General features: G+C 37.8%; 23 protein-coding genes. 7 read left to right on the forward strand and 16 right to left on the reverse strand.

Annotated elements, in window-relative coordinates; genetic code table 11:
* The first annotated feature begins 33 nt into the window (after positions 1-33).
* The 3 genes from JET18_RS03585 to JET18_RS03595 all read left to right on the forward strand — a co-directional run bounded on the left by JET18_RS03585 (position 34) and on the right by JET18_RS03595 (position 2,623).
* The gene (locus JET18_RS03585) at positions 34-282 is read left to right on the forward strand and encodes a NifU family protein (RefSeq protein ID WP_002977212.1); all 249 of its coding nucleotides are present in this window, start codon (positions 34-36) and stop codon (positions 280-282) included.
* A gap of 177 nt (positions 283-459) precedes the next feature.
* Positions 460-1,026 (forward strand): NfeD family protein, encoded by a 567-nt coding sequence (locus JET18_RS03590; RefSeq protein ID WP_202089241.1) that lies wholly within the window; start codon positions 460-462, stop codon positions 1,024-1,026.
* 28 nt (positions 1,027-1,054) lie between these two features.
* Positions 1,055-2,623, forward strand: a complete 1,569-nt coding sequence (locus tag JET18_RS03595) for a flotillin family protein (RefSeq protein WP_202089242.1) — start codon at positions 1,055-1,057, stop codon at positions 2,621-2,623.
* A 60-nt stretch (positions 2,624-2,683) separates the two neighbouring features.
* Here the strand turns inward: JET18_RS03595 and JET18_RS03600 are convergent, their stop codons facing one another.
* The 6 genes from JET18_RS03600 to ppk1 all read right to left on the reverse strand — a co-directional run bounded on the left by JET18_RS03600 (position 2,684) and on the right by ppk1 (position 11,046).
* Positions 2,684-3,394 carry a barstar family protein gene (locus tag JET18_RS03600; protein ID WP_202089243.1) on the reverse strand — a complete coding sequence of 237 codons (711 nt, stop codon included), beginning with the start codon at positions 3,392-3,394 and terminating at the stop codon, positions 2,684-2,686.
* Positions 3,395-3,773: 379 nt separating this feature from the next.
* Complete coding sequence (locus tag JET18_RS03605) at positions 3,774-6,812, reverse strand: choice-of-anchor I family protein (protein WP_202089244.1); 3,039 nt, start codon at positions 6,810-6,812, stop codon at positions 3,774-3,776.
* A gap of 208 nt (positions 6,813-7,020) precedes the next feature.
* Complete coding sequence (locus tag JET18_RS03610; protein WP_202089245.1) at positions 7,021-7,182, reverse strand: hypothetical protein; 162 nt, start codon at positions 7,180-7,182, stop codon at positions 7,021-7,023.
* The gene (locus JET18_RS03615) at positions 7,179-7,832 is read right to left on the reverse strand and encodes an NAD-dependent epimerase/dehydratase family protein (RefSeq protein WP_202089246.1); all 654 of its coding nucleotides are present in this window, start codon (positions 7,830-7,832) and stop codon (positions 7,179-7,181) included. Before JET18_RS03615 ends, JET18_RS03610 begins: the two co-directional genes overlap by 4 nt.
* Before the next feature lie 260 nt (positions 7,833-8,092).
* A complete protein-coding gene (locus JET18_RS03620) occupies positions 8,093-8,977 on the reverse strand; it encodes a Ppx/GppA phosphatase family protein (protein ID WP_202089247.1) in 885 nt (294 codons plus the stop codon).
* Positions 8,974-11,046: a polyphosphate kinase 1 gene (gene ppk1, locus JET18_RS03625; protein WP_202089248.1), complete on the reverse strand. Its 2,073-nt coding sequence runs from the start codon at positions 11,044-11,046 to the stop codon at positions 8,974-8,976. The genes JET18_RS03620 and ppk1 overlap by 4 nt, the downstream gene beginning before the upstream one ends.
* A 257-nt stretch (positions 11,047-11,303) precedes the next feature.
* Here ppk1 and dnaK point away from each other — a divergent pair, with 257 nt between their 5' ends.
* On the forward strand, positions 11,304-13,208 hold the full coding sequence (gene dnaK / locus JET18_RS03630; RefSeq protein ID WP_202089249.1) for a molecular chaperone DnaK: 1,905 nt from the start codon (positions 11,304-11,306) through the stop codon (positions 13,206-13,208).
* 144 nt (positions 13,209-13,352) lie between these two features.
* Here the strand turns inward: dnaK and JET18_RS03635 are convergent, their stop codons facing one another.
* Complete coding sequence (locus JET18_RS03635; RefSeq protein WP_202089250.1) at positions 13,353-14,093, reverse strand: zeta toxin family protein; 741 nt, start codon at positions 14,091-14,093, stop codon at positions 13,353-13,355.
* Positions 14,081-14,344 carry a hypothetical protein gene (locus tag JET18_RS03640; protein ID WP_202089251.1) on the reverse strand — a complete coding sequence of 88 codons (264 nt, stop codon included), beginning with the start codon at positions 14,342-14,344 and terminating at the stop codon, positions 14,081-14,083. Before JET18_RS03640 ends, JET18_RS03635 begins: the two co-directional genes overlap by 13 nt.
* A 303-nt stretch (positions 14,345-14,647) precedes the next feature.
* On the opposite strand from JET18_RS03640, the gene JET18_RS03645 reads away from it, so the two are divergent.
* The 3 genes from JET18_RS03645 to JET18_RS03655 all read left to right on the forward strand — a co-directional run bounded on the left by JET18_RS03645 (position 14,648) and on the right by JET18_RS03655 (position 18,082).
* Positions 14,648-15,760, forward strand: coding sequence for a heparan-alpha-glucosaminide N-acetyltransferase domain-containing protein (locus JET18_RS03645; protein ID WP_202089252.1), 1,113 nt, complete (start codon positions 14,648-14,650; stop codon positions 15,758-15,760).
* A 130-nt stretch (positions 15,761-15,890) separates the two neighbouring features.
* The gene (locus tag JET18_RS03650; RefSeq protein WP_202089253.1) at positions 15,891-16,223 is read left to right on the forward strand and encodes a hypothetical protein; all 333 of its coding nucleotides are present in this window, start codon (positions 15,891-15,893) and stop codon (positions 16,221-16,223) included.
* A gap of 122 nt (positions 16,224-16,345) precedes the next feature.
* The gene (locus JET18_RS03655) at positions 16,346-18,082 is read left to right on the forward strand and encodes an RDD family protein (RefSeq protein WP_202089254.1); all 1,737 of its coding nucleotides are present in this window, start codon (positions 16,346-16,348) and stop codon (positions 18,080-18,082) included.
* Positions 18,083-18,176: 94 nt separating this feature from the next.
* Here the strand turns inward: JET18_RS03655 and JET18_RS03660 are convergent, their stop codons facing one another.
* The 8 genes from JET18_RS03660 to JET18_RS03690 form a co-directional block, all read right to left on the reverse strand.
* Positions 18,177-19,643, reverse strand: coding sequence for a thiol-activated cytolysin family protein (locus JET18_RS03660; protein WP_202089255.1), 1,467 nt, complete (start codon positions 19,641-19,643; stop codon positions 18,177-18,179).
* Positions 19,644-19,645: 2 nt separating this feature from the next.
* Positions 19,646-20,722, reverse strand: a complete 1,077-nt coding sequence (locus tag JET18_RS03665) for a thiol-activated cytolysin family protein (protein ID WP_202089256.1) — start codon at positions 20,720-20,722, stop codon at positions 19,646-19,648.
* A 233-nt stretch (positions 20,723-20,955) separates the two neighbouring features.
* Positions 20,956-21,555, reverse strand: a complete 600-nt coding sequence (locus JET18_RS03670) for a hypothetical protein (RefSeq protein ID WP_202089257.1) — start codon at positions 21,553-21,555, stop codon at positions 20,956-20,958.
* A gap of 317 nt (positions 21,556-21,872) precedes the next feature.
* Positions 21,873-22,268, reverse strand: coding sequence for a DUF7674 family protein (locus tag JET18_RS03675; RefSeq protein WP_202089258.1), 396 nt, complete (start codon positions 22,266-22,268; stop codon positions 21,873-21,875).
* A gap of 48 nt (positions 22,269-22,316) precedes the next feature.
* Entirely contained in the window at positions 22,317-22,448 is a 132-nt protein-coding gene (locus JET18_RS21940; RefSeq protein ID WP_262896558.1) for a hypothetical protein, read from the reverse strand.
* An 80-nt stretch (positions 22,449-22,528) separates the two neighbouring features.
* Positions 22,529-22,885 carry a DUF7674 family protein gene (locus JET18_RS03680; protein WP_202089259.1) on the reverse strand — a complete coding sequence of 119 codons (357 nt, stop codon included), beginning with the start codon at positions 22,883-22,885 and terminating at the stop codon, positions 22,529-22,531.
* Between the two features lie 5 nt (positions 22,886-22,890).
* A complete protein-coding gene (locus tag JET18_RS03685; protein ID WP_202089260.1) occupies positions 22,891-23,052 on the reverse strand; it encodes a hypothetical protein in 162 nt (53 codons plus the stop codon).
* 425 nt (positions 23,053-23,477) lie between these two features.
* On the reverse strand, positions 23,478-24,344 hold the full coding sequence (locus JET18_RS03690) for an AraC family transcriptional regulator (RefSeq protein WP_202089261.1): 867 nt from the start codon (positions 24,342-24,344) through the stop codon (positions 23,478-23,480).
* Positions 24,345-24,357 lie beyond the last annotated feature (13 nt).

Genomic DNA, 24,357 nt, shown 5'->3' on the forward strand with positions numbered 1-24,357 from the left:
AGTTTGAAAAAAGCCGAATTGAACTGAAAAAATATGGAAACAAATATAACACACGAAGATACAGTAACGAGAGTAATGGAAGCTCTGGAAAGCATCAGGCCGTTCCTGAATAAGGATGGAGGTGACATCGAGCTTATTGACGTGAAGGATAACCAGGTTTTTGTAAAACTTCTGGGGAACTGTTCCGGATGTTCGCTGAATTTCTCAACCCTAAAATTAGGCGTAGAAAATACCATCAAGCAACATGCTCCGGAAATTGAAAAAGTAATCAATGTAGAGTAAAAAATTACACGAAATATTTTTTAAAGACAGGTTTTTCAGCCTGTCTTTTTTTTGTTTTATGGGGCTGTATTGCTTTCTCTTTTAATCTTAAAATTTGAAGGTTTAACAGACTGTTTTGTAGTGATTTTTGTTAGCTTTATTAAGTTTTTTTAATTATATTTGTGAAAAACGCATCTTATGTTTGAATTTCTGCAAAACTTGGAACCGCTTCAGCAGGGGTTCTGGTATACGGCCATAGCAGCCAGCTTTATCTTTTTAATTCAAACGGTCCTTACTTTTGTCGGAGGAAGTCATGGTGATGTATCTCATGCTGATTTTAGCGGAGATAGTCATGCTGACAGTCCATTTCAGTTATTTTCTTTCAGGAATCTCATCAATTTTCTTTTAGGATTCGGATGGAGCGGTGTGGCATTCTATGGATCCATAGGAAACAAATCGCTGCTGATCTTTGTTTCTGCGCTTGTGGGAGCCGGATTTATCTTTTTATTTTTTATCCTTATCCTTCAGATCATGAAACTTACGGAAGACAATACCTTCAAGCTGGAAAATCTGATTGGCAGAAGCGGAGAAGTTTATCTTACCATTCCTGCGGATATGAGCGGTAAAGGAAAAATCACGATCTCTGTGAATGGAACCAGCCACGAACTTCAGGCGATGACAGAAGAGAAAGAAAATATTCCTTCCGGACATTCGGTGAGAGTGACTTACATCTATGACAAAATCCTTGTCGTTTCAAAAATTTAAATATTATCAACCATTATAAAAACTATTTATGGCAATACCAGGAAGTCTTATTTTAACATTAGTTATTGTACTTGTACTGTTCGTCACATTTTTAGCCCTTATTTCCAGGTATAAAAGATGTCCGTCGGATAAAATTTTGGTTATTTACGGTAAAACAGGTGGCAGCTCTGCGAAATGTATCCACGGTGGTGGTGCTTTTGTATGGCCTGTTATTCAGGATTTTGCTTATCTTGACCTTAAACCGATCTCTATTGAAGCAAATCTTACCAATGCCTTATCCCGGCAGAATATCCGTGTAGATGTACCGTGTAGATTTACCATCGCTATTTCTACAGAACCGGATTCTATGGGAAATGCAGCGGAAAGATTATTGGGATTGGCCCAGGAGCAGATTCAGGAACTTTCCAAAGATATCCTTTTCGGGCAACTTCGTTTGGTAATTGCTACCATGACGATTGAAGAAATCAACTCAGACAGAGATAAATTCTTAGACAATATTTCTAAAAACGTAGATACAGAATTAAAGAAAATCGGTTTAAAACTGATTAACGTGAACGTTACGGATATCAGAGATGAGTCCGGATATATCGAAGCTTTAGGTAAAGAAGCGGCTGCAAAAGCAATTAACGAAGCCATCATCAGCGTTGCCGAGCAAACGAAAATCGGGGAAACCGGAAAAGCAATTGCCGACAGAGAAAAAGATACACAGATTGCCGAAACACAAAGAGACAGAGATGTAAAAATTGCCATCACGCAAAAAGATAAAGAGATCAGCATTGCCTCTGCTATGAAGGACGAATCCATCGGTAAGGCAGAAGCTGCAAAGGAATCGAGAATTGCGACCTCTCTGGCGAACTCTATCGCTGTAAAAGGGGAAAACGAAGCCAAAATTACCATTGCAAACTCAGATGCTGAAAGAAGAGAAAAAGAAGCGGAAGCATTAAGAATTGCAACGGCCGCAGAAAAAGTACAGGCTGCACGATCTTTGGAAGAATCTTACCTTGCTGAACAAAAGGCAGAAGCGGCAAGAGCAGAAAGAGAACGTTCTACGCAACAGGCGAATATTGTAGTACACGCAGAAATTGCAAAACAGAAAGCCATCATTGATGCGCAGGCAGAAGCTGAGAAAATCAGACTACAGGCCAAAGGGGAAGCAGACGCTATTTTCGCTAAGATGGAAGCCGAAGCAAAAGGTCTATATGAAATTCTGACGAAGCAGGCTGAAGGTTACGATAAAATTGTACAGGCTGCCGGTGGCGATACCAACAGTGCCTTCCAGCTGTTGTTAATTGAAAAACTTCCTGAATTGGTTAAAACCCAGGTGGAAGCTGTTAAAAATATTAAAATCGATAAAATTACGGTTTGGGACAGCGGAAACGGACAGGACGGAAATGGTTCTACCGCTAATTTCGTGTCAGGAATGATGAAAACTGTACCACCATTGAACGATCTGTTTAATATGGCGGGTCTTAATTTACCGGAATATTTAAAAGGCAGACCGGAAGAAGTTCAGAAGGAAATTATCATGGTTCCTGAGAAGAAAGAGAAAAAGAATTTTGATGATATGAATCCTGAGCCTGAGGCTCCGAAAGCATAATTGACATATTGAGATAGACTCAGACTCGGGCGGAAAGCGAAGCTTTCCGCCCGAGCCTTTTTATTCCAGAATAACTTTTACATTGTAATCTGCAAAAACCTGAAGTATTTCATTAAATTTGGTTTTAAATAATTTTTTGCTTCTCTGATGATTCAGCCATTTTAATTCTGATATAGATTTTACCCCAAAATCACCACGCATGCAATCAAACAAAGCATAAATTCCTCTTCCAAAGTATCCTCCAATACCATTAACTTCTTCTCCTAAAGTACAGAAGAAGCCATCCAGATTGTGAAATTCATTTCCGTCGATCTCAATGCTGATATTTTCTTTTACTTCATCTATTCTCATGGTGTGAAGTGTATAGACAAGCCATCCCTGTAATTCTTCTTTCCTGAAATTTTTCCAGATATTCTTTTCGGTAATTTCATTATTTAATCTCATCTTCATTGCTTTATGGTAGCCTGGAGGATTACTCCATACCTGCCCTAATAAAGTAATATTATTCTTTTTGGACTTTATGACTCTGATATTGCCAATAAAAGTTCTGGTTAGAATCGATTTTTTATCATCAAGCAGGCAAATGTAACCATTGTTTTCATAGTTTTTTGTGGCATTTTCTATTGCTGATATTAAATTAGGAACATTGTCTACATGAATAAATCGTAGGGTACGGTAAATAATACCTGCTTTGTGTTCAATATTTTTTACATCATCAATATAAGTTGTAATCTCAAGTTCCGTTTCACTGTCAAAGGCAAATCCAAACATCTTTTTATTATTTTCAGGTATTAGCAAGCGATCAAAACTACTGAAATTAATGAAAACAAAAAAGCCCCGGAAAACCCGGGGCCTCATCAACTGAATTATATATTTAAAGTATTTCTATTGGTGTATCAAGATATCAGATGTCAGATTTCAGACACGAGACATTAGATTAAGTTTAAGGCTGAGATTGAGAAATGTCAATGGTCAATTTTGCTTCGCAAGTGAATGGTGAATTCAAGAAACAAAAGCCAAGAACCAAGATTTCAGACAATCATCTTACTAACTTCATCACTATGAGCCAGCAACCAGCAACTGACAACCCGTCCAAAACGCTCAAACCCTCCGACTCTCAAACCCGTATCCCGAATCCCGCAACTTCCTACTATTTCACAATCACCCTCTTCACATGTCCTTCAGAAGTTTTTACAAGATAAACTCCTGTAGAAAGTTTGGAAGTATCTATCGTTAAAGCATTTTTCTCTTTTCCAAGCATTTTCCCTGACATGTCATAAAGTTCATAGTCCAGAGCTCTGTTGAAATAAAGTGTATTTCCTTTTGTGACAGGATTAGGGAATACATTGAAGGTTGCTTTCTCCGTTTTGACTTCACCTGTTCCCAATGTTGGAGGAGAAGCTACTTCATACATCGATAATGTTCCGCTGATCTCGTTGGCAACAATGACATAACCTTTTCCGTTTGTTGTATTTGTCGGAGCGATGTAAGTAATCCCTTCAGGACCATTGTCGCCGCCGTAAGCTGATGTGGAACGGGAATGTTTATAGTCTGTAAACGTAGGATTGTTAGGATCTGTAATATTATAAACCATTACCCCTCCGGTTCTTTCCAAAGTGATGAATGCGTAAGTCTGCCCATTGATGGCCGCCAAAGCTACTCCTTCCGGTTCAGGACCTTTCGCACGGCTTCTGTTTTTGGCACCGTTCGCTTCATTGTCTGCATTAAAGATCAGGGGATGTTTGGCTGCGATATATCTTTCAAAACGGTCACCGCTGTCGTAAACCAATTGTTTGGTATCAGCATTAAAGATAGAGAATGAACGTGCTCCCAAGGCTGCAATCTCTTCAAAATCTGTATCCGCATCCGTATTTCCTGTTGCGCTGGAAACCCTGAATCGGCCTAAATTATAAGATGCTTTTAAAATACTGGACTGAGGGAACAAAACAGGATCCAAAGTATACGTATTAGCCCCTACCGTTGTTCTTTCGCTGTAGCCTGAAAGATCTTTTTCGTCACCTTCATTAGCCGTTACGATATAATTGGTAGTTCCCACTTTGTAATTCTGAACCGCATCCGGAATATAATAAGCTTTCACAGGCCAGTTCGCGATAAGTACCTCACCATTATTGTCCGAAGCATCAAAACCGTTACCCGGAAGACTCATATCTTTTTTACCCAATCCCCAGACTCCGGAAATGGTTTTTGTGGCCAAATTAATTTCAGCTACTGCATTGTTTTCCTGAAGGGTTATCCATGCTTTCTGGCTGTCCGGACTTACCGTAATATATTCAGGTTCCAGATCCTGGGAAAGCGTATTGTTTGTTCTTACCTTTCTCAGCCCTGTAGCCGTTAAAGCAGCTACCTGAGAATCATAATTATTGAAATTAAGTGTAGTGACGTTACTTTGCGTAAGATTTCCGATACCTCCTGAAATATCAATGATACTGACCGTTCCTTCAGGATCTACGGTATAAGCATCATTAGGTTCGCCTTCATTGGCTGTGATTACCTTTGTTCCGTCAGGACTGAAAGTCACCATATCCGGAAGAGCACCTACAGTCACCTGTTTCAGGAAGTTTCCGTTAATATCGAAAAAGACTACCGAGCCGTTCTGCTGTGGATCTGCATTCGGAGAAGCGGTGGCAATGATCCCGTTTTTAACGGCAATACTTGTGATTCCTCCATAGGGTGCCATATTCACGGTTCTGACTACAGACAGGGAAGTTGGAGTACTGAAATCAATAATATCAAAAACATCGGTGATGGAGCTGATGGTAAATAATTTCTGAGTAGCCGGATCATGAACTACAATTTCCGTAGAACTGTTGTTGTTTCCTGAAGGGTCAAAACTTCCGACATAGTTCAGCTGGATCTGTCCTGAAGGAACCGGTGCAAGCTTATCATTATCTACAATATAAACGGTCGCCGTATGGTCTCCGGAAATTGTTGCTCCCGTTGGACTTTCAAGGCTTACTGTAAAATATTCTGCCTGTTGTTCCTCCAGTGTATCATCAATAATAGGAATATTGACTGTATAACTCGTTGTAGAAGGAGTGATATTGATGGTCTGATTAGCTAATGTAAAATCATTGCTGTCGGCAGTATTGAACTGTGCCGGTTTTACGACAAGATTCACACTGGCTGCCGAAGGATTGGAAACATTGATCTTGAAAGCCAGAGTTCCTGCATTTTCATTCACCTTAATGAAATTTTTATCCAGAGAAATAGTGGTTCCGGCTGTTGTAAAAGTTGTGGATGTAACTGCTGTAACCGGATTGTCACTTAAATCTTCAACCATATTGGGCTTAAGAGCGAAATAATATGTTTGTCCTGGAATAAGTGTCGCTGCGGGAATTACAGTGATCTTGTTATTAATGAAAGTCGTTGTGAAGGGAACCTGAGTACCTGAAGCATTTCCAAGACGGAATTCTACAAGGTTTTGTGCATTAGAATCGGTGATCGCGGAATTGTCTGTAAGCCTTACATTTTCATTGAAAGAAATAGAAGGATTTACTGTTGTGGAAGCATTATTTGTGTTGTGAGCGGGAAGATAGGTGGTCGCTGGAGGGGTAGTATCAGCTCCGCCCGCAGCAGTTGCATCTACAGAAAAATTATCAAAACGGTTATTTCCACCGGTTCCGCCTCCTGTTGCGGAAAATTCTACTTTTAATTTGAAATTGGGATTATTGGAAACGCCCGCAACCGCCGAAAAATCGAAGGTAACCAGCTGAGGATTTCCATCCTGTGGAGCAACGGTCTGATACGGAGTAAAAGTAGTTCCATCCGTAGAATAAGACCAGCTCTGAGTTCCGGCACCCTGTCCGGATCTTCTGGTGGTAAATTTTACAACCGCATTTTGATATCCTGTCGTAGGAAGATTAAACTGTAATGCTCCTCCAATCGGATTGTTGAATCTTAAATGCGTTCCCGAAGGATCTCCGTTGCGGGCATTTAAATTTTCCAAACTGAAATTCTGCCCGGTACCACCTGCAAAATCTATTTCGCTGGTTCCTCCCGCTACAGCAGCAAGAGATCCGCTCACTAAGGTGGAAGAAGGAGTGGTAATGGATGCTGCAGATGTATTATTGTTAAAATTCCAGTAATGGATTAAAGTCTGTCCGAAAAGCCCGCCCTGAAGGAAGAATGCGGCAATAACAGATCCTTTTAATAGATAATTGTTGGTCATTTTTTACTTGCATTAGATTTATGCAAAAATGAACTTTATACACTGCAAGTATTTTAATGGAATTTTAATAAATGTTTAATAAACAGGTAACAAATGGGGTAGAGATGTGAATAGATTGAATCGAAAGGGTAAAATGGCAAAATGCTAGGAAGAAAAGCAACAGAAGGGAATTCGCAGATAATAAACAAATTCGCCCTTTTGTCTTTCGTTATTTTGCTCCTTTAACCTGCTTTCCCGAGAAATTCAATGTTTTTTCCACAGCTGATTTCCCTTCCATTGGATGTTTCTGCATATAGAAAAACCCTGAAACAGCCATCAGAACCAGAAGTACAAAAACAACAAGAACGATTCTTTTTAACATATCTCTCATATGGCTAAGTTTTTAATGTCCCTAATTTCTAAAGTAGAGGTAGGATAGCCTTTATGCACCGCGTTAATCATGGCTCGGCCCACTTCGTGTAAAGTTAATGATTTTGAAGGTAAAATAACAGGAAACAGCCAAATAACCGGCTTGAAGAACCATTTTACATTAATCTGACCATCAACAGGTTTCATAAATCCCGGTCTGAAATTGAAAGCGTTTCTGAAACCCAGTTTTTTCAAAGCATTTTCAGTGCGGCCTTTTACTCTTGCCCACATCAGTTTTCCACTTTCTGTGCTGTCGGTAGATGCTCCCGAAACATAGTTGAACACCATTTCCGGATTTTGATTTAAAACAGCCTTTGCGAAATGCAGCGTTGTATCGTAAGTGATTTTCGTATAGTCTTCTTCACTCATTCCTACACTGCTGATTCCTGCACAGAAAAAACAGCTGTCGTAGCCTTTCAGATTTTCATCATTCAGATTGATGGATAAAAAATCCGGAACTAAATATTCTTTGAGCTTGGCATGTGTTTTTCCCGAAGGTTTTCTGCTGACACTTAATATTTCGGAAACATTAGGATTTTCAAGGCATTCCATTAAAACACCTTCTCCTACCATACCGGTTGCTCCTGTAAGAATTATTTTGATCGGATTCATTATTTTCTGTTAATACTATGTAAGACGTATCACTTTTGGTTTTACTTTAAATTTACGGTAAAAATTTCATATTTTAAAATAAAATATTGAGAGACTGTGATTTACATATCATTGCGAGCGAAGCGAAGCAATCCCCTTAATTTCTGAATCCCTAAATCTCTTAATTTTTTTGTTGAGATTGCTTCGCTTCGCTCGCAATGACTGAAAAACAAAACCCAGTCAAATGATGGCTGGGTTTTATAGTATAGCGTGTCAGGAATTTACTTCTTTTCGTGCAGCTGGCTGTAAATATTGTGAATCAATCCGTCGGCTACAGAGATTTTAGGAACAAAAATCCTGCTGATATCCGACCAGGACATTACATTGTTAAAGATTCTCAAGGCATGAACCAAAACATCGGCTCTATCTTCTCTGAGCGTGTATTTGGTCATTCTTTCCTCTACAGAAAGCTCATTGAATTCTTTATATACCTTTTTAAGATGAGCAAGTGTCATCGGTTTTCCGTCTTTGGTTTTACTCATGGAGAAAACTTTATTGATATTTCCTCCTGAACCGATGGCTACAATAGGTTTTTTGCTGACAATATTCTTTTTAATTTCGTCCTTCATCTCATCCCAGTTTTGGGGCGAAACCAGATTGTTCAGAAGACGGATGGTTCCGATATTGAAAGATTTTTCATAGACCATTTTTCCGTTTTCGTAAAAAGTAAGTTCCGTAGAACCACCGCCTACGTCAATATACAGATAGGCAAATTCTTTGTCAAGACCTTCCGCGACATGGTTCTCATAAACCAACGTAGCTTCTTCATCCCCGGAAATGATTTCTATATTGATTCCTGAAGTCTCCTTCACCAGACGTATAATGTCATGGCCATTGGAGGCATCACGCATGGCACTGGTGGCACAGGCTCTGTAATGATCCACCTTATAGATCTTCATAAGGTCACTGAAAATCTTCATCGAATCGATGACCATTTTTTCCCTTTCCTCACCAATCATCCCCATGGTAAATACATCCATTCCCAGTCTCAGGGGGATTCTTAAAAGATTAAGTTTTATAAATTCAGGTTTTCTGTTACTGATCTTTACTTCATTGATCAGAAGTCTGGCGGCGTTGCTTCCAATGTCTATCGCTGCGATCTTCATTTCTTGCTTGTTTTAGCTTTTAAATATTTATAGGTTTCTATTTGAGAACGGCACTCCTTCTTATCATTCCTCACATACTCGTTGCTCAATTTTTTGTCTAAAATACGAGCTTTTACGTTATCTCTCAACTGAATGTCCAGAATATCTTTCAATTCTTTCTTCAGTTCCTTATCTGTGATCTTCGCGGCGGCCTCAATTCTGTAGTCCAGATTTCGTGTCATCCAGTCTGCTGACGAGATATACATGTCTTCTGCGCCCTTGTTGTAGAAATACATTACCCGGGCATGTTCCAGATATTCGTCTACAATACTTATGGCTTTTATTTTTTCTTTAAACTCCTTCTGATTCACTACACAATAAATCCCCCTTACAATAGTTTTGGTTACTACGCCTGCATTGGCTGCCTCATAAAGCTTTTCAATAAGGGACCGGTCACTCATAGAATTAACTTTGATGATGATCTCGGCCTTTCTGCCTGCTTTGGCTTCTTCTATTTCCTTATCAATATGGTGAACAATCTTTTCACGCATGAACTGTGGGCAGACCATTAAATTTTTACAGGTTTTCAGAACAGTCAGATAATCCTCTTTCGGTTTTTTCAGGACATTGAATACCTTATTAATATCAGCCATAATGCCACGGTCGGAGGTCATTAATAAGTGGTCGCCGTAAATTCTTGCTGTTTTTTCATTGAAATTTCCGGTACTTACAAAACCATACTGAATGGTTTTATTGTGTGATCTTTTTTTGATGATACACAATTTGGCATGTACTTTTTTATTCGGAAGTCCTACAAGAACTGTAATTCCTTCAGGTTCGAACATTTCTTTCCACTGCAGGTTGGATTCCTCATCGAATCTTGCCTGGAGCTCAAGCATGACCGTAACTTCCTTACCGTTTCGGGCAGCATAAATAAGAGCATTACTGATTTTTGAGCTGCTGGCAAGGCGGTAGGCCGTGATTTGTATGGATTTTACATCGGGATCCATGGCGGCCTCACGCAGAAGATCAATAACAGGATTATATTTATGATAAGGGAAAGTGAGAAGGACATCTTCTTTTAAGATCACATCCGTCACCCTTTCACCATGTTCAAAAGCCTGATGGGTAAAAGAACTTCTTTCTACCGGTCTTGCGTAGGTTTCAAAAACATCAGGGAAATCCATAAAATGTTTGAAATTGTGAATTTTTCCACCCGGAATGATGCTGTCTTTTTTCGTTAAATTCAATTTCCGGATAAGAAGTTCCAGCAGTGCTTTGTCCATATCCTTATCAAAAACAAAACGGGTAGGTTTTCCTTTTCTTCTGTTTTTAAGTCCTTTTTCTATTTTTTCGGCGAAGTTGGTGCGGATGTCATTATCCAGCTCCAGTTCGGCATCTTTTGTTACTTTAAAAGCATTGGCCGCAAATTCGTCATATCCGAAATAAGAGAAAATATGCGGAAGGTTGAAAGTAATGACATCTTCAAGCAGCATTACATTTTTTTCTTCCGGATCTTCGGTAGGCAGCAGGACAAATCTTCCTACAAAACGGGACGGAATCTCAATGATGGCATAATTGCTGGAATACTGCCAGTCTTTCTTCCTCATCGCCACGCCCAGATAAAGACTTTTATCCCTTAAATAAGGCATCGGGGTATTTTCGTGAAGAAGAATCGGGATTACATTAGCTTCCACCACTTCATCAAAATACTGGCGTACAAATTCTTTTTGTTTAGCAGTCAGATTTTTAGAAGTTTTAATGGAAACTTTAAGGCTTGCCATTTCAGACTGAATGTGCTTCCAGGTCTTGTCGAAATTCTGCTGCTGTCTGATCACGATTTCATTGATCCGCTGAAGGATCTTTGAAGGCGGCTGATAAAATGATTCTGCAATTACTTTCTCTTTAAAATCCATAGCACGCTTTAATCCGGCCACACGCACCCTGAAAAATTCATCTAAATTGTTGGAAAAGATTCCCAGGAAACGTATTCTTAAATGTAAAGGGACATTTTCGTCCATGGCTTCCTGCAAAACTCTTTCATTAAAGGCCAGCCAAGTAATATCTCGCGGATTAAAGTGTATTGACATTCTAAAGTTTATATTTTATCAAAAATAAGGATTCGGAAAGTTCCAATCCCTATTTTCAAAGTTAAACTTTGATTAATTTTTAAAGATTTCCGATGTTCAAACTGTCTTGAATAGTACAATTTAACATAATCTGGAAGGTCTTGCGGGCGGTGGATAATTTAGATTCTGTCATTTTGTCACAAAAAAGGATATGGTACAGATATTGAGAAATTGAGAGTGTAAATTAATAGATAAAAATTAGAAAAAATATAAATATTATGAGTAAAATAATTGGAATTGACTTAGGAACAACCAACTCTTGTGTTGCTGTAATGGAGGGTAAAGACCCTGTTGTTATCCCTAATGCAGAAGGTAAAAGAACAACACCTTCTATCGTAGCATTTACAGAAGATGGTGAAAGAAAAGTAGGGGATCCTGCAAAAAGACAGGCTGTAACGAATCCAAAGAAAACTGTATACTCTATCAAAAGATTTATCGGTACTCATTTTAAGGAAGATGCTAAAGAAATTTCAAGAGTGCCTTATGAAGTAGTAGCAGGACCCAATGATACCGTAAAAGTAAAAATCGACGACAGAGAATATACACCACAGGAAATTTCTGCAATGACGCTTCAGAAAATGAAGAAAACTGCTGAAGATTATCTTGGTCAGGAAGTAACAAGAGCGGTAATCACTGTTCCGGCTTACTTCAACGATGCACAGAGACAGGCTACTAAAGAAGCAGGAGAAATCGCGGGTCTTAAAGTGGAAAGAATCATCAACGAGCCTACTGCAGCTGCATTGGCTTACGGATTGGATAAAAACCATAAAGATCAGAAGATCGCTGTATATGACCTTGGAGGAGGTACTTTCGATATCTCTATCCTTGATTTGGGAGATGGTGTATTCGAAGTATTGTCTACCAACGGAGATACTCACTTAGGAGGTGATGACTTTGATGATGTGATCATCAACTGGATGGCTGATGAGTTCAAAGCTGAAGAAGGCGTAGAATTGAAATCTGATGCTATTGCACTACAGAGATTAAAAGAAGCTGCTGAAAAAGCAAAAATCGAGTTATCTTCTTCTCCTCAAACTGAAATCAACCTACCTTATATCACGGCTACAGCTACAGGTCCTAAACACTTAGTGAAGACTTTAACTAAAGCTAAATTCGAGCAGTTAGCTTCTGATCTGGTAAGAAGATCTATGGAGCCGGTAGCAAAAGCATTGAAAGATGCAGGTTTATCAACTTCTGATATCGATGAGGTACTTTTAGTAGGTGGTTCTACAAGAATCCCGATCATTCAGGAAGAAGTAGAAAAATTCTTCGGTAAAAAGCCTTCAAAAGGAGTTAACCCGGATGAAGTAGTAGCTGTAGGAGCTGCTATTCAGGGTGGAGTATTAACGGGAGACGTTACAGATGTATTGCTTCTTGACGTTACCCCGCTTTCTTTAGGAATTGAAACTATGGGTTCCGTATTCACTAAATTAATTGATGCGAACACAACGATCCCAACTAAAAAATCTGAAGTATTCTCTACAGCTTCTGACAACCAGCCTGCTGTAAGTATCAGAGTAGGACAGGGAGAAAGAGCAATGTTCAACGATAACAAAGAGATCGGTAGATTTGATCTTGCAGATATTCCACCGGCACCAAGAGGAGTTCCTCAGATTGAAGTAACTTTCGATATTGATGCCAACGGTATCCTTAGCGTTTCTGCTAAAGATAAAGGAACAGGAAAAGAACAAACGATCAAAATCCAGGCTTCTTCAGGTCTTTCTGACGAAGAAATCGAAAGAATGAAGAAAGAAGCTCAGGAAAACTCTGCAGCGGATGCCAAGAGAAAAGAAGAAGTTGAAATCTTCAACAAAGCTGACGGATTGATCTTCCAGACTGAAAAACAGCTGAAAGAATTCGGTGATAAACTTTCTGCAGACAAAAAAGCAGCAGTAGAAGCAGCTCACACAGAACTGAAAGCAGCTTTCGAAACTAAAAATGTTGACGATGTAAAAGCTAAAACAGAAGCTTTAGATGCAGCATGGATGGCCGCTTCAGAAGAAATGTATGCAGCAGGACAAGGAGCTCAGGGTGCAGACGCCGGAGCAGGGGCTCAAAACCCTGGAGGTAATGCAGGTGCAGCTGATGATGTACAGGATGCAGACTTCGAAGAAGTAAAATAAGTAATTGTAAGTAACCCTTACACTTCATTATACAACCGCAGTGAACCTTGAGTTTACTGCGGTTTTTTGTTGCTGTATTTTATAGTAGATAAAAGGAATCAGTGATTTATATAGGACAGAATCAGTCTTAATTACAAGTCAGTTTTATTTATTAATTACATACTCAATGAACCAGTTAGGAAAGAACTCCTGATCAACATTCAAAGTAAGTTCTCCACTCTCTATTTCAGCAATCATCAGCATTTCATCCGAGTTGTCAAATAAATAAGCACGATCTACAAGTTTTAGAGCAGGATAAAGATTTTGAAGCGTATTTAAATACCTGGTTTTTATTTTTTCCGGATCTACCTTATGGCCTCCTTTTCGGATCCGGTCATTAACTCTGGATATATTTAGAGTAGCTTCCTCCAGACAGATGAAGTATAGGTAGATTTTATATCCATACTTTTGGGCCTCAACAATCTCGTCGAGTTTTGAAGGATGGCTCATTACTGTCTCAAATGTGTAAGAAATACCTTTCTTAAGAAGATTTTCTCTTATAAAAGAGGTGATTAAAGCGGCTTCGTAGCTATGGGTATCCCGGGATTTATCTACTATGATATTTTCTTTTATTTCAATATCAATTGTATGTCCTGTTACCTGAGATTTTTCCAAAAGGGTTTTTGCATTTGGACTTTGATAAAAATCAATGAGATCATCTTGAGTGAGTTCAAGACCGTATGGCAATAAATCAAGAAATCCTTTTTCAAGGATCTCTTTTTCTACTACATCAGAATTGATGAAAATTCCGGGTTTATAATTTTTTTGCTGAAAGGCTTCAAACAGAGTAGACTTGCCAGATCCATTTGGACCGGCAAAAATTCTCAATCTTTTTACTTTAGACATATTTTACTTCCTTTAGTAAGTCCGCTTTTATTAGATTCTATTTTTTTGAATGAAGCTGTTTTAATCATTTTTCCTTTTTGGAATTGATAAACTGCTCCATTTTTAATGATCTCAAACGGAATGTCTAAAGCAATGGAAGATCTCTTGGCATTTCGTGATGCAGTAAGAGCAAAGCTGGCAAGTTCTCTTCTTGCTCTGTTTCTGCGAGCTGTTCTCATCCTGCTTATTAAATTACTTCTGCTTCTGCTCATTTTTATACGTTTACTTCGCTAAAATACAAAAAATATTGCTCCTTCTATTGTTTTAACGAACTAAAAAAAGTATAGTTAAAATACAATTCTTCAATAATAAATATCTGCTTTTATGATCAAATAGTATGAAATTTTATAAAATAAAATAAATCAATTATTTTTAATCTGTATATTTGTTTTTATTTAGAATAAATAAATATTTGATTAAAAAAATAAACTTTTTACCCTTACAAAACGGTTGCCGGAACCTCTCAATCAACCTCCTGCTTTACGTTTTGTACCTTTTTAAAACTTAAAAAAACTATGGAACATCAAAGTAAAAGAATTGCAGCACTTGACCTGATAAAAGGAATGAGTGTGGTGGGAATGATCATTATTCACACTTTGCTCATCTATGCAAATGTACAGTCACAATCAGAATCAGTTATCGGAAGCTTTATTGTCTTTTTGGGCAGAGGAACTTCTATTTTCCTGATCTGTATGGGGATCACATTCATGACTTCCAGTCATCAGAGTCTGAAGAGCTCTATAAAACGAGGCGGTTTACTTTTATTGGCTGCTTTTTTTATGAATTTCATGAAGTTCATTGTGCCCGCAGTTTTGGGCTTTGCTCCGGATAATTTTATTCAGAAATACGGTTGGCACGGCCCGATAGAACAACAGTATATGTATCTGGTCATGCTGGGAGATATCTTACAATTGGCGGGAATTTCTTTACTGTTTGTCGGTTTTATCAGGGAATATATAAAAAACAAGTACGGTATTCTGGCTATAGGTTTGTTAATCGCATTAGTGTCCAGAGAACTGAGCAGAATTAATATCGATTATCCTGTAATTAATTATATTTCCGATCTTTTCTTCAGTAATGATTATCCTGCCTATATCTACTTCCCGGTCTTCCCATGGATGTCTTTTATCATCATCGGAATGTTCTTCGGAAAATGGTATCTGGAACTGAATCACAACAGTGAAAAACTATTTAAGAAGATGCTGTATTTCGGACTCGTATTTGTAGCGGTTGGAGCTCCTTTGGTTTTTCTTTATGAATCTTATAATTATAATGGTTTTTACCATATGGGACCCGGAGGTGTTATTTATTTTGCCGGTTGGACCCTGATTTTCCTGTGGATTATTTTCAGAATCACCTTAAAAATGAAAGACAATAAATTCACCACAATCTTAAAATACTGCAGCAAAAACCTGACATCCATGTATATGATCCAGTGGATATTGATTTCCTGGGGCAAAGGGATCTTCGGATACAGACAGCACGGGATCGGAGTTGTGCTGATTCTCATTGTGCTTTATATGATTCTGACGTTTTCAGTTCAGAAATTACTGGATCTTGTAAGAAAGAAAAAGCCGGTGATTGCTCTTGAACAGCCTATTTCGGTGGATGAAACTGTCCTGAAGTAATAGGCTGCTTGTTGCAGAGATAAAGAAAGCATTTTTTTCAATTCGATAAATTATTTTCATCAATCTTTTTTGTCATATAGGTTTGGCTTGCTTTATGTTATATCTATCCAAATAACTTAAAAAAAAGACAATGAAAAAGAATGTATTAGCCTTATTAGCGTTCGGTTTATTTGCAACAACCGTTCATGCCCAGGAAACGATAAAAAAGGAAGCAAAAAATGTAGGCACTGCCATTGAAAAAGGGGCAAAAGCTACAGAAAAAGGAGTTAAAAATGGTGCAGAATGGGTTGGAGACAAAGCTAAAAAAGGAGCAACAGCTACAAGAAAAGGAGTTAAGAAAGGTACAAAATGGGTTGGTAAAACAGCAACCAAAGGTGCGAAAAGTGTTGAAAAAACCGCTGTAAAAGGTGCAGATGCAGTTGCAGATGGTTATAAAGATGTAAAATCAGATTTAAAAAAATAATTTTCACGAAAAATATAAAAAGCTCCCTGGATATATTGTCCGGGGAGTTTTTTGTTCTTCTTTAAAACTAAAAACAGCAGTTAACAAATTTTTCTATTTTTGCGAAAAATAAATAACTCCACATGAATCATATGTACTCAAAAAAACAATCCTATATCATAGGTTTTTCTTCTTTTTTTCTTTCATTATTGGGAATGATTGCCATAGTAAAGACGTATTATGTAATCAAAAATGCTACTGTTTATGGTGTGGAAACAACGAAATCAGACAGCATATTCTGGCTCTTCAAACCATTGTATCTTTTGTTGGGAACTACAAAAACAGCTTTTGATGTATGGGAGTTCTTTATTCTTACCATGTTGTTTTTAGGCAGCATTATTTTCTTTATCAAAAAAGGGAAAGACACAAGGCTCATTGCATTTGCTTTTTCTGTCATCTTAATTTCAAATCTGGTAAGTGTTCCCAGTTTTATCATTTATATCATAAGAAGTATTTTAAAGATCGGAGGCGGAGTAAAACTACATTATTTTGTTTTTATCAATGCAGTACTTTCATTGGTTTATGTAGTCCTTAGTTTTTATATATTGAAAACCATAAAAAAAGCGAAAACGTTGGAGGCAGCTACTACAGAAACGGGAACTACGATTAAAGATACTCCGAAAGGGCAGCGGTTTTTCCATTTTATCATTGATACGTTGATTATGCTTTTGGTATTTTTCCCTTTATTGATGATTATTTTGGATGCTTCCTCAAAAAGTCATTTTTTAAAAGTTTTTCTTAAAAATGAATTTGCTTTACTGGCATTTATTTTTATTCTGAGGATGATCTATTATCCTTTCTTTGAAATCGTTTTTGGATCTACGCCGGCAAAATTCCTTACAGAATCCAGAGTTATTAATTATCTGGCCAAGCATCCGTCCGGTTCAAATATTTTTCAGAGAACTCTGTGCAGAAGTATTCCTTTTAATCCGGTATCATTTTTATGGAAAACAGGATGGCATGATTCCTTATCCAATACCCATGTGGTAAAAGAAAAACGAACAGGATTCAAAGCTTCTTATCTCCTGCTGGTATTACTGGTTTTTATTCCTTATATCGCATTTTATTACTTTGGAGATAAAATGATTGAAAATTATGAAACAAAGAAAGAAAATAAACTGACTCAGGATTTTATTTACAGCTTTAATGCAAACAGTATTCAGAATATCAATTCAGATCAGGCTTACGTTTTGAGGGATTTGGGATATCATGATTACGAAGTGGTCATTTTGAAAGTGGAAAAAGTAAATGGAAGCGAAGTGATCTGTAAAAAGATTATTCAGCCGAAAACATATACCGCAAGCTTTCTGAGTGTGAGAGAAGCTTATCGACAGCAAAAAGATACTGCACAGACTTATATTCTGGATAAGAAGGATTTTCTGAACGCTGCTCCAAAAAACCTTAATGAAATGGATGATCTCCTCAGGAATGCGGTAGATTTCTTTAAAAACGGCAAAAGATATGAAATCAGCAATATCTACACACTGAGTTCTCCCATTCTTGAAGAACCCAACTTCTGGTCAGAAGATGAATTCCGCAGAACCTCAATCGGAATTATTTTCCGGAATTATGGAAAAAGTGGGAAAATAGTTTCCGTGAAAAACCTTGGAGGTGAAGTAAAATGGACCGATCATTTTCCGGTTGAAATCAAAAATCCGGAGACCGATGGTAATATTTATCTGAAAGCAGAAAATCTAAAACCAAATGAAGGCTTTTCCGTTGAAATTCTGGTAGAAGATTCATTGAAACACCGCCAGTTATACAGAGTTGACAGAAAGAGTAATCCTTATACACGCTTTAATATTTACCAACTTAAATAATAAAAACTCCCCGGAAATTATCCGGGGAGCTTTTGTTCAGATTAAAACCCAAAAAATATTTTATAATCTGATCATACATCTGTAAAGTATCTTATTAATCGATGACAAGATAATTGTACTTGTCGCTTGGAGCAATGCTGTATTCCACATTTTCTGTATAGATCGGTACCACTTCACACCCGAATCTACCCCTTGGCACACAAGGTCCGTTCTCGCGGGACAATACCTGATTGGGAAGGCTCATATTAATATTCATTCCGGCATTTTGAAGGATGATAGGCTCGTTAGTGGTAGTGTAGGTCCATGGTCCATTCATGCCGCTGTTTTTGCGTCCTACTTTTGATATTTTGTTGATCACGAAGCGGATGGCGGGATGGGCAATCGTATTCGTCTGGCTCTTGCTGGAATAGAAGTACAGTTTTAAATCTACATTTCTGTTGCGGCCGCTTGTGACATTTTCTTTCACCAGTTTTACGTATACCGGAGGATTTTTAATATCAAACTTAAAGGTAGTTCTCACCGGAGAATTGTCTTTCAGGTAAGAATAGGAGCAGAAAATAGGAACACCCGGCTGACTTTTAGAGAAAGTTCCTTTTGAAATATGATTCACAAAAGCTTCATACCCTTTGAATGACTGGGCTGCCGTTACTCCGCTTCCTCCAATTAAATAAAGATTGAAATCCGCACCGTTCAGGAAGTTTTTTTCATCCTGTGTCAGGTAGCTTTCCCCTTTTACGAATAATTTATTGAAAGATTCGTTAATGGTTGTTCTTGCTGTTTCTGCCAGCTCATTGGTCTCAATGGTCAGAACGCCCATTCTTCCGTAAGAAATAGAGTTCACATACACAGGCTCCACACCGCCGGTATCAAGATTTGTGTCATTGATCAGTGATCCCGGAGGAATATCCATATCCAGCGTGAAAGAAGTCTGATAAAATTTCACATAAAATCCTGTTCTTTTGGCGATCATTCCTTCTTCAATATTCGTAGTAGAAGAACTTTTTCCAAACAGTGATCTCGTATTCACATTAGATCCGAAAGCTACTTTAAGCTCATCATAAGACGTGAATTGTTCAACACTGTAGCTCAGCGTTCCGTTTTGAGTGAAATCCGCAGACTGAATATAATCCTGTACAAGCTGTCTCGTTTTGGATAAAGAAGGCTGATCAATTGTAAATGCCGTTTTCTTATTCAGAGCGGGAATAGACATAGAAACCGTAACAGGCTTTACCGAAGCTGTAATTGGCTTAAAATTCATATCCTGTATAGAATTTCCCTTCAGAAGAGATCCCGGAAAAATATACATCTGTAAATGAGGAAGAACGATAGATTCCGAAGATTCAAACTCTTTGGTTTCAGTAAATTCTTCCGCATTGCCGCCTTTTGCAGACATGCTTCTGTTTTTGCCGGAAAGGGCAGATGGATATGTTCCGAATGACGTGATATTAACCACCTGGGGTGCACGGGTCATTTCCTGGGTTTCAGGCCTCTCCAGGTCATTTGCACAACTTGATAAAGCAGCCATAGAGATGGCTGCCATTATATACTTCAGTTTTTTCATGATTATTTTTCTACCGTAAACGTTGTATAATATACAGAGTTGTCTCCTGCATGAGCCGCTGTAAAGTTAATCGGAACTCCCGGAGCATTGGCAGTAAACTGACCTCCATTCACGATAAAGTTAATGAAGCCCGTATAACCCTGTACCACCTGTACGGCATCAGATCCGATCCCTCCCAGAATGTAAACTTTCAGATCAGACTCTTCAAGGATTTTTTTACTCTGAACGTCAATGCTGATGGAACCGTTCACCATTTTAGCATTCAAAGCAGCTTTTAAAGCAAAAGCGGTTTCGTTGTAAGAATAGTCGGATTCCAGAGAGATGATTCCCAGTCTTCCGTAAGTGATAGAGTTGATATACACCGGGTTTTTAGAGGCGGCAAGATTCAGATCAGTCTCATTTTTGAAAATATTTCCGTTATCCGGAATATCCATATCGATGGTGAAATTCTTCTGCGTGAACTTAGCAAAGATCCCTGTGTTTTTCTTCACCTTATTGTTGCTCCCGCTGATATCGATGCTGAAGATACTTCCGATATTTACATTAGCTCCGAATGCAATCTTAAGTTCGCTGTAATAAGAGAACTGTTTGATGTTATAATCAAAAGCTAAAGACTGCTGACCGCTGAAATTAGCGCTCTGCATCGCCTTGAAGATAGAAGATCTCATGCTCGAAAGCGTAGGCTTTTCAATGGTATCCACAATAAAATCAGATGGGAATGAGTAAGAAACCGTGATCGGCTTTACAGGATAAGAGATGGGCGTGTACGAAAGATTGTCCAGCGTTGTAGAATTATAAACTCCTCCTATAAATGTTTTGTTAGGTGATGTTACCACCATTTGATCACTGTTCAGAGTAACGGTTGTCGTTTTCTGGCTCCCGGTCACATCTTTTCCTCCTGCAAATATTTCATCATAATTTAAATACTTTGAAGGCAAAGCGACCACAGGATTTTTACCTTGTGATACTTTGGCGGCATCTGAAACGGTTTGGGTTTCTTCATTCATTTCCTGGCTGCAGGAAATAGTAGTAATAGTGGCTGCAACTAATAATGTTACAGGTAAAATGATTCTTTTCATGTTTAAAGTTTGAGTTCCCAAAAGTATATTTTTTACACGATGTAGTGAAATATATTTAAATTAAATCTTTGTTAACCATTATTAACAGAAGGTTAAATAAACATAAGTGTTTGATTACACTTTAAATACTTCTCTTAATAGTGATAAATGTCATAAAAAACTCCCCCAATAAGTTGTTGGGGGAGGCTGTTTTCAAATCAATAAGTGATCTGATTACACATCGTCAAAATAATTTATAAATTCTTATAGTAATAATCTACATTCGTCCATATGATATCATCTCCGGTTTCAGTCATTTCCAAAGGATTACTGAAAACACCATTCCCGAAAATATCCTGATAACCAGTATCTCCAAAAACAGCTTTCTGGGAAATTGTCAGAGCATTTACATTTTCCCGCGGCATTTTTTTGATGTACCGGAATGATCTTTTTAAAGTAAATGAAGCTTCACTTTTATTAAACAACCCGATAAAGCTCAATCCGTTGTTTTCGTTGATAAATACAGAGTCTTTCTCGATCTTCATGCTGTACGTAAGATCTGCTGAACCTCCCGAAATCAGCTGTAGGGAATTGTTTTTCAGATCAAGACTTATTTTCTTCCACGCAGGTTCCTGGTAAGTGCTCCAGTAGTGCTTGAGGTAAGACTCTGCAGGGCTGGTCTTTTGGCCGGAAGGACCCTTATACGCTGAAATACTTTGTACAGCATAGCTTTTATAATCAAAAGCATATACATCTTTTTCCGCAGGCCTTGGATTTTCAGTAACAGAATCATCATTTTCGCTGCATGAGATCATCGGCAGAGCTATTAAAATAAGTAGGGGAAAGTATTTCATTAAGATTTTTTTTGCAAAAATATATATTTTACACCATGTAGTGAAATATAATTCAATGAAATTTTGCAGATAAAATATCATCGGTACAATCTTTCAATGCATGCAGATTTTAATCAATTAAAAAACATAGGATTTTAGGAAGCATTTATCTGAACGTTCTTCAATTTTATCGGAGATAAAATCCTTGCGCCTTAATAACATAACATTTTCAAATATCTTGCGTCTTTGCGGTTTCCAACAAAATCTTCAGCTATGGAAATAAAAAAACTCCCCAGACAAAAACGCCTGAGGAGCCTATTTACAAATTAAATTATTTCTTACTTACCGAAAAAAATCTCATCCTGTTTTTGCTGTTCATTATAAACGAACTGGAAACTTTCGGGCATATACTGGTAAAGAAGCCTCCAATGCTGGATTTTAGCATGCTTTTTAAAACTTTCAAAAGACCGTACAAACAGGTTTTCGATCACGGTTCTTACATAAGAATCCCCGTTTCTGTAGATCCAGTCCATCAGTTTGATGTGATGGGCTATAATATAGATCTTCGATTCCTGCAGCATATTCTTCAGATAGTTAATCGTAGCCTGAATGACGCCGGCAAAGTTCTCCTGAACAGATAACTGTGTGATTTCATTTCGAAGTGGTGGATAGAAAAATTTTAAGTATTCAACAGCTATTTTTTGATTAATAGTTTGCATTTGTACTTTCATCATAATTAATATTTTTCAGTATTTATCTTGCAGCGAAATGTGTACCAAAATCTACAGCATGGCCGCAAAAATAAAAACACCGATAATCACAGCGATATGAGTGACTAAAACCTCTGTATTGTGCCTGTTAGTCGTGGTTTTCCATGTTTTCCAGTCAGATATTCTTCTTATTTTTGTTTTCATAATCTATTGATTTTAAGTGATTTTAATTTTTTAACGAATATTTTTTTGTAATGAAACAGGTGAAAAATGTAATGAAAAGATCAGGTGCCATGGCTGTAAATCTGTCTGGAATAGCTTTGCTGCAGCTCTTTTGACAGATGACTGAATATCACTTTCCTGTATTCTCCCGTGCAAAAAGCTGTAAAATTGTCCAGAGAATAAATAAAAACACCTTCAACTGCATTTTTTAAAGCAATATCACCATCGGTGTAAATTTTGTCCATCTTTAAAAGGCTTTTAAATAAAATATTCCGGTCATTCTGTCGGACCATCGATTTAATGCGGTCCGTGAATGTGCGGATCACAAGGTAAGAATTTTGGGATGCGTCCTTTGTAAGGTCACTTTCAAAATCAGGAATAATCTCCGTGATTTCCTGAACAGCTTCTGAATAGTTCATATGATTTAATGATTTTGTTCTAGAATTTTAATGATGGCTCCAAAGATGAAAACGGTCAGAAAAGCCACGAAAAGCAGATGGTACGGCTTCAGCCATTTCGGAGTTTTCGGTCCTCTGCTTTTTAATCTTCTTAACTTGTCGATGCGGTTTAGGGTCTTTAAGTCCATTGTATAGGTTTTGAAGATCCTGATGCCAACGCTGTTCCTTTAAAATGGATTTGAATTAAATCAATTGAAAATCAGTAATTTGGTTGATTTTATTAAATTTGAAAATCTGAAAATACCTGTCAAAATGATAAGGTTTTTATCAAAATGAATCAGATGCATAGTAGAGTAGAGAGAAGAGCTGTGTATAGGAAACAACAAAGCTGCCTGATTAAGACAGCTTCCGTTTGCGTTTTTACCTTCCTGCAGGCTTATAATTACTGACCAAAGCCAGTTTTAAATTTTTTTACTTCCCGTTTGAGTCCGGGATCATCCGTGTTTAATCTGAAATAATTTTTCCGATGGTGTCATCAGTTGCAAAGATGTACTTTTGGCCGGAATCCTGAAAGGTTTAAAGCAGACAAAAAATGGTAAAAAAAGGACACCTTCTATCCTTTGTAGGAAGTGGGCGTTTCCCCGGTATGCTTTTTAAAATATTTCACAAGATTGGTAGGCTCGTTAAAATTCAGCGAATAAGCGATCTCTTTTATACTTAATTTTTCAAACAGTAAAAGCCGTTTTATTTCAATGACAACACGGCTGTCAATGAACTCCTTTGCCGACTTCTGAATAGTAGCCCTGGTGATTCTGCATAACGTTTTTGGAGTGATAGCCATCAGCGAGGCATAAAATTCCACACTGCGTTCCCTTAAGAAATGTTGCTCCAGTAATTGCTTGAAGTGATAATATTGGGACAAATAATGATCATTGGAAACGACATTGTTATCTCTCTGTTTTTGACGCTCAGCATAAATAAGAAACAGGCTGGTCAGTTTCTGTAAACTTTCCACTTTGGAAAATTCGTGGGAGCATGAAAATTCAGCCTGCAATAAAAACAACAGCTGCATCATTTTGGAAAATGTTTCTGCATCAGGCTTTATCAGGGCATTCGGTAAGGTAATGTCAAATATGGACGATTGGTTGAGAAAAGCAAGTTCATTTACCTGTTTACGGAAGAAATACTCTGTAAATATGAGCAGATATCCCTTGAATTGAGGATTGTTCTCATACTGCTGGATCTGTCCCGGAGCGACAAATAAAATGTCTCCCTTTTCAAGCTGATATTCCTTAAAATCTACAAAATGTTTCCCTTTTCCTTCGGTAACAATCATAACACAAAAGAAGTGAATCCGTTCTGTTTTCCCAAAATAGGTCCATGTAGCCAGTCTTTTAAACAATTCTTCCAATTCCAGAACCTCACATCCGAAAGGCGCTTTCTGTTGATCGAACCTTATATTTTTAATGTTTTTTTTCAAGCAGGTGATAATT

The organism is Chryseobacterium endalhagicum (genome assembly GCF_016745235.1).
Classification (GTDB): domain Bacteria; phylum Bacteroidota; class Bacteroidia; order Flavobacteriales; family Weeksellaceae; genus Chryseobacterium; species Chryseobacterium endalhagicum.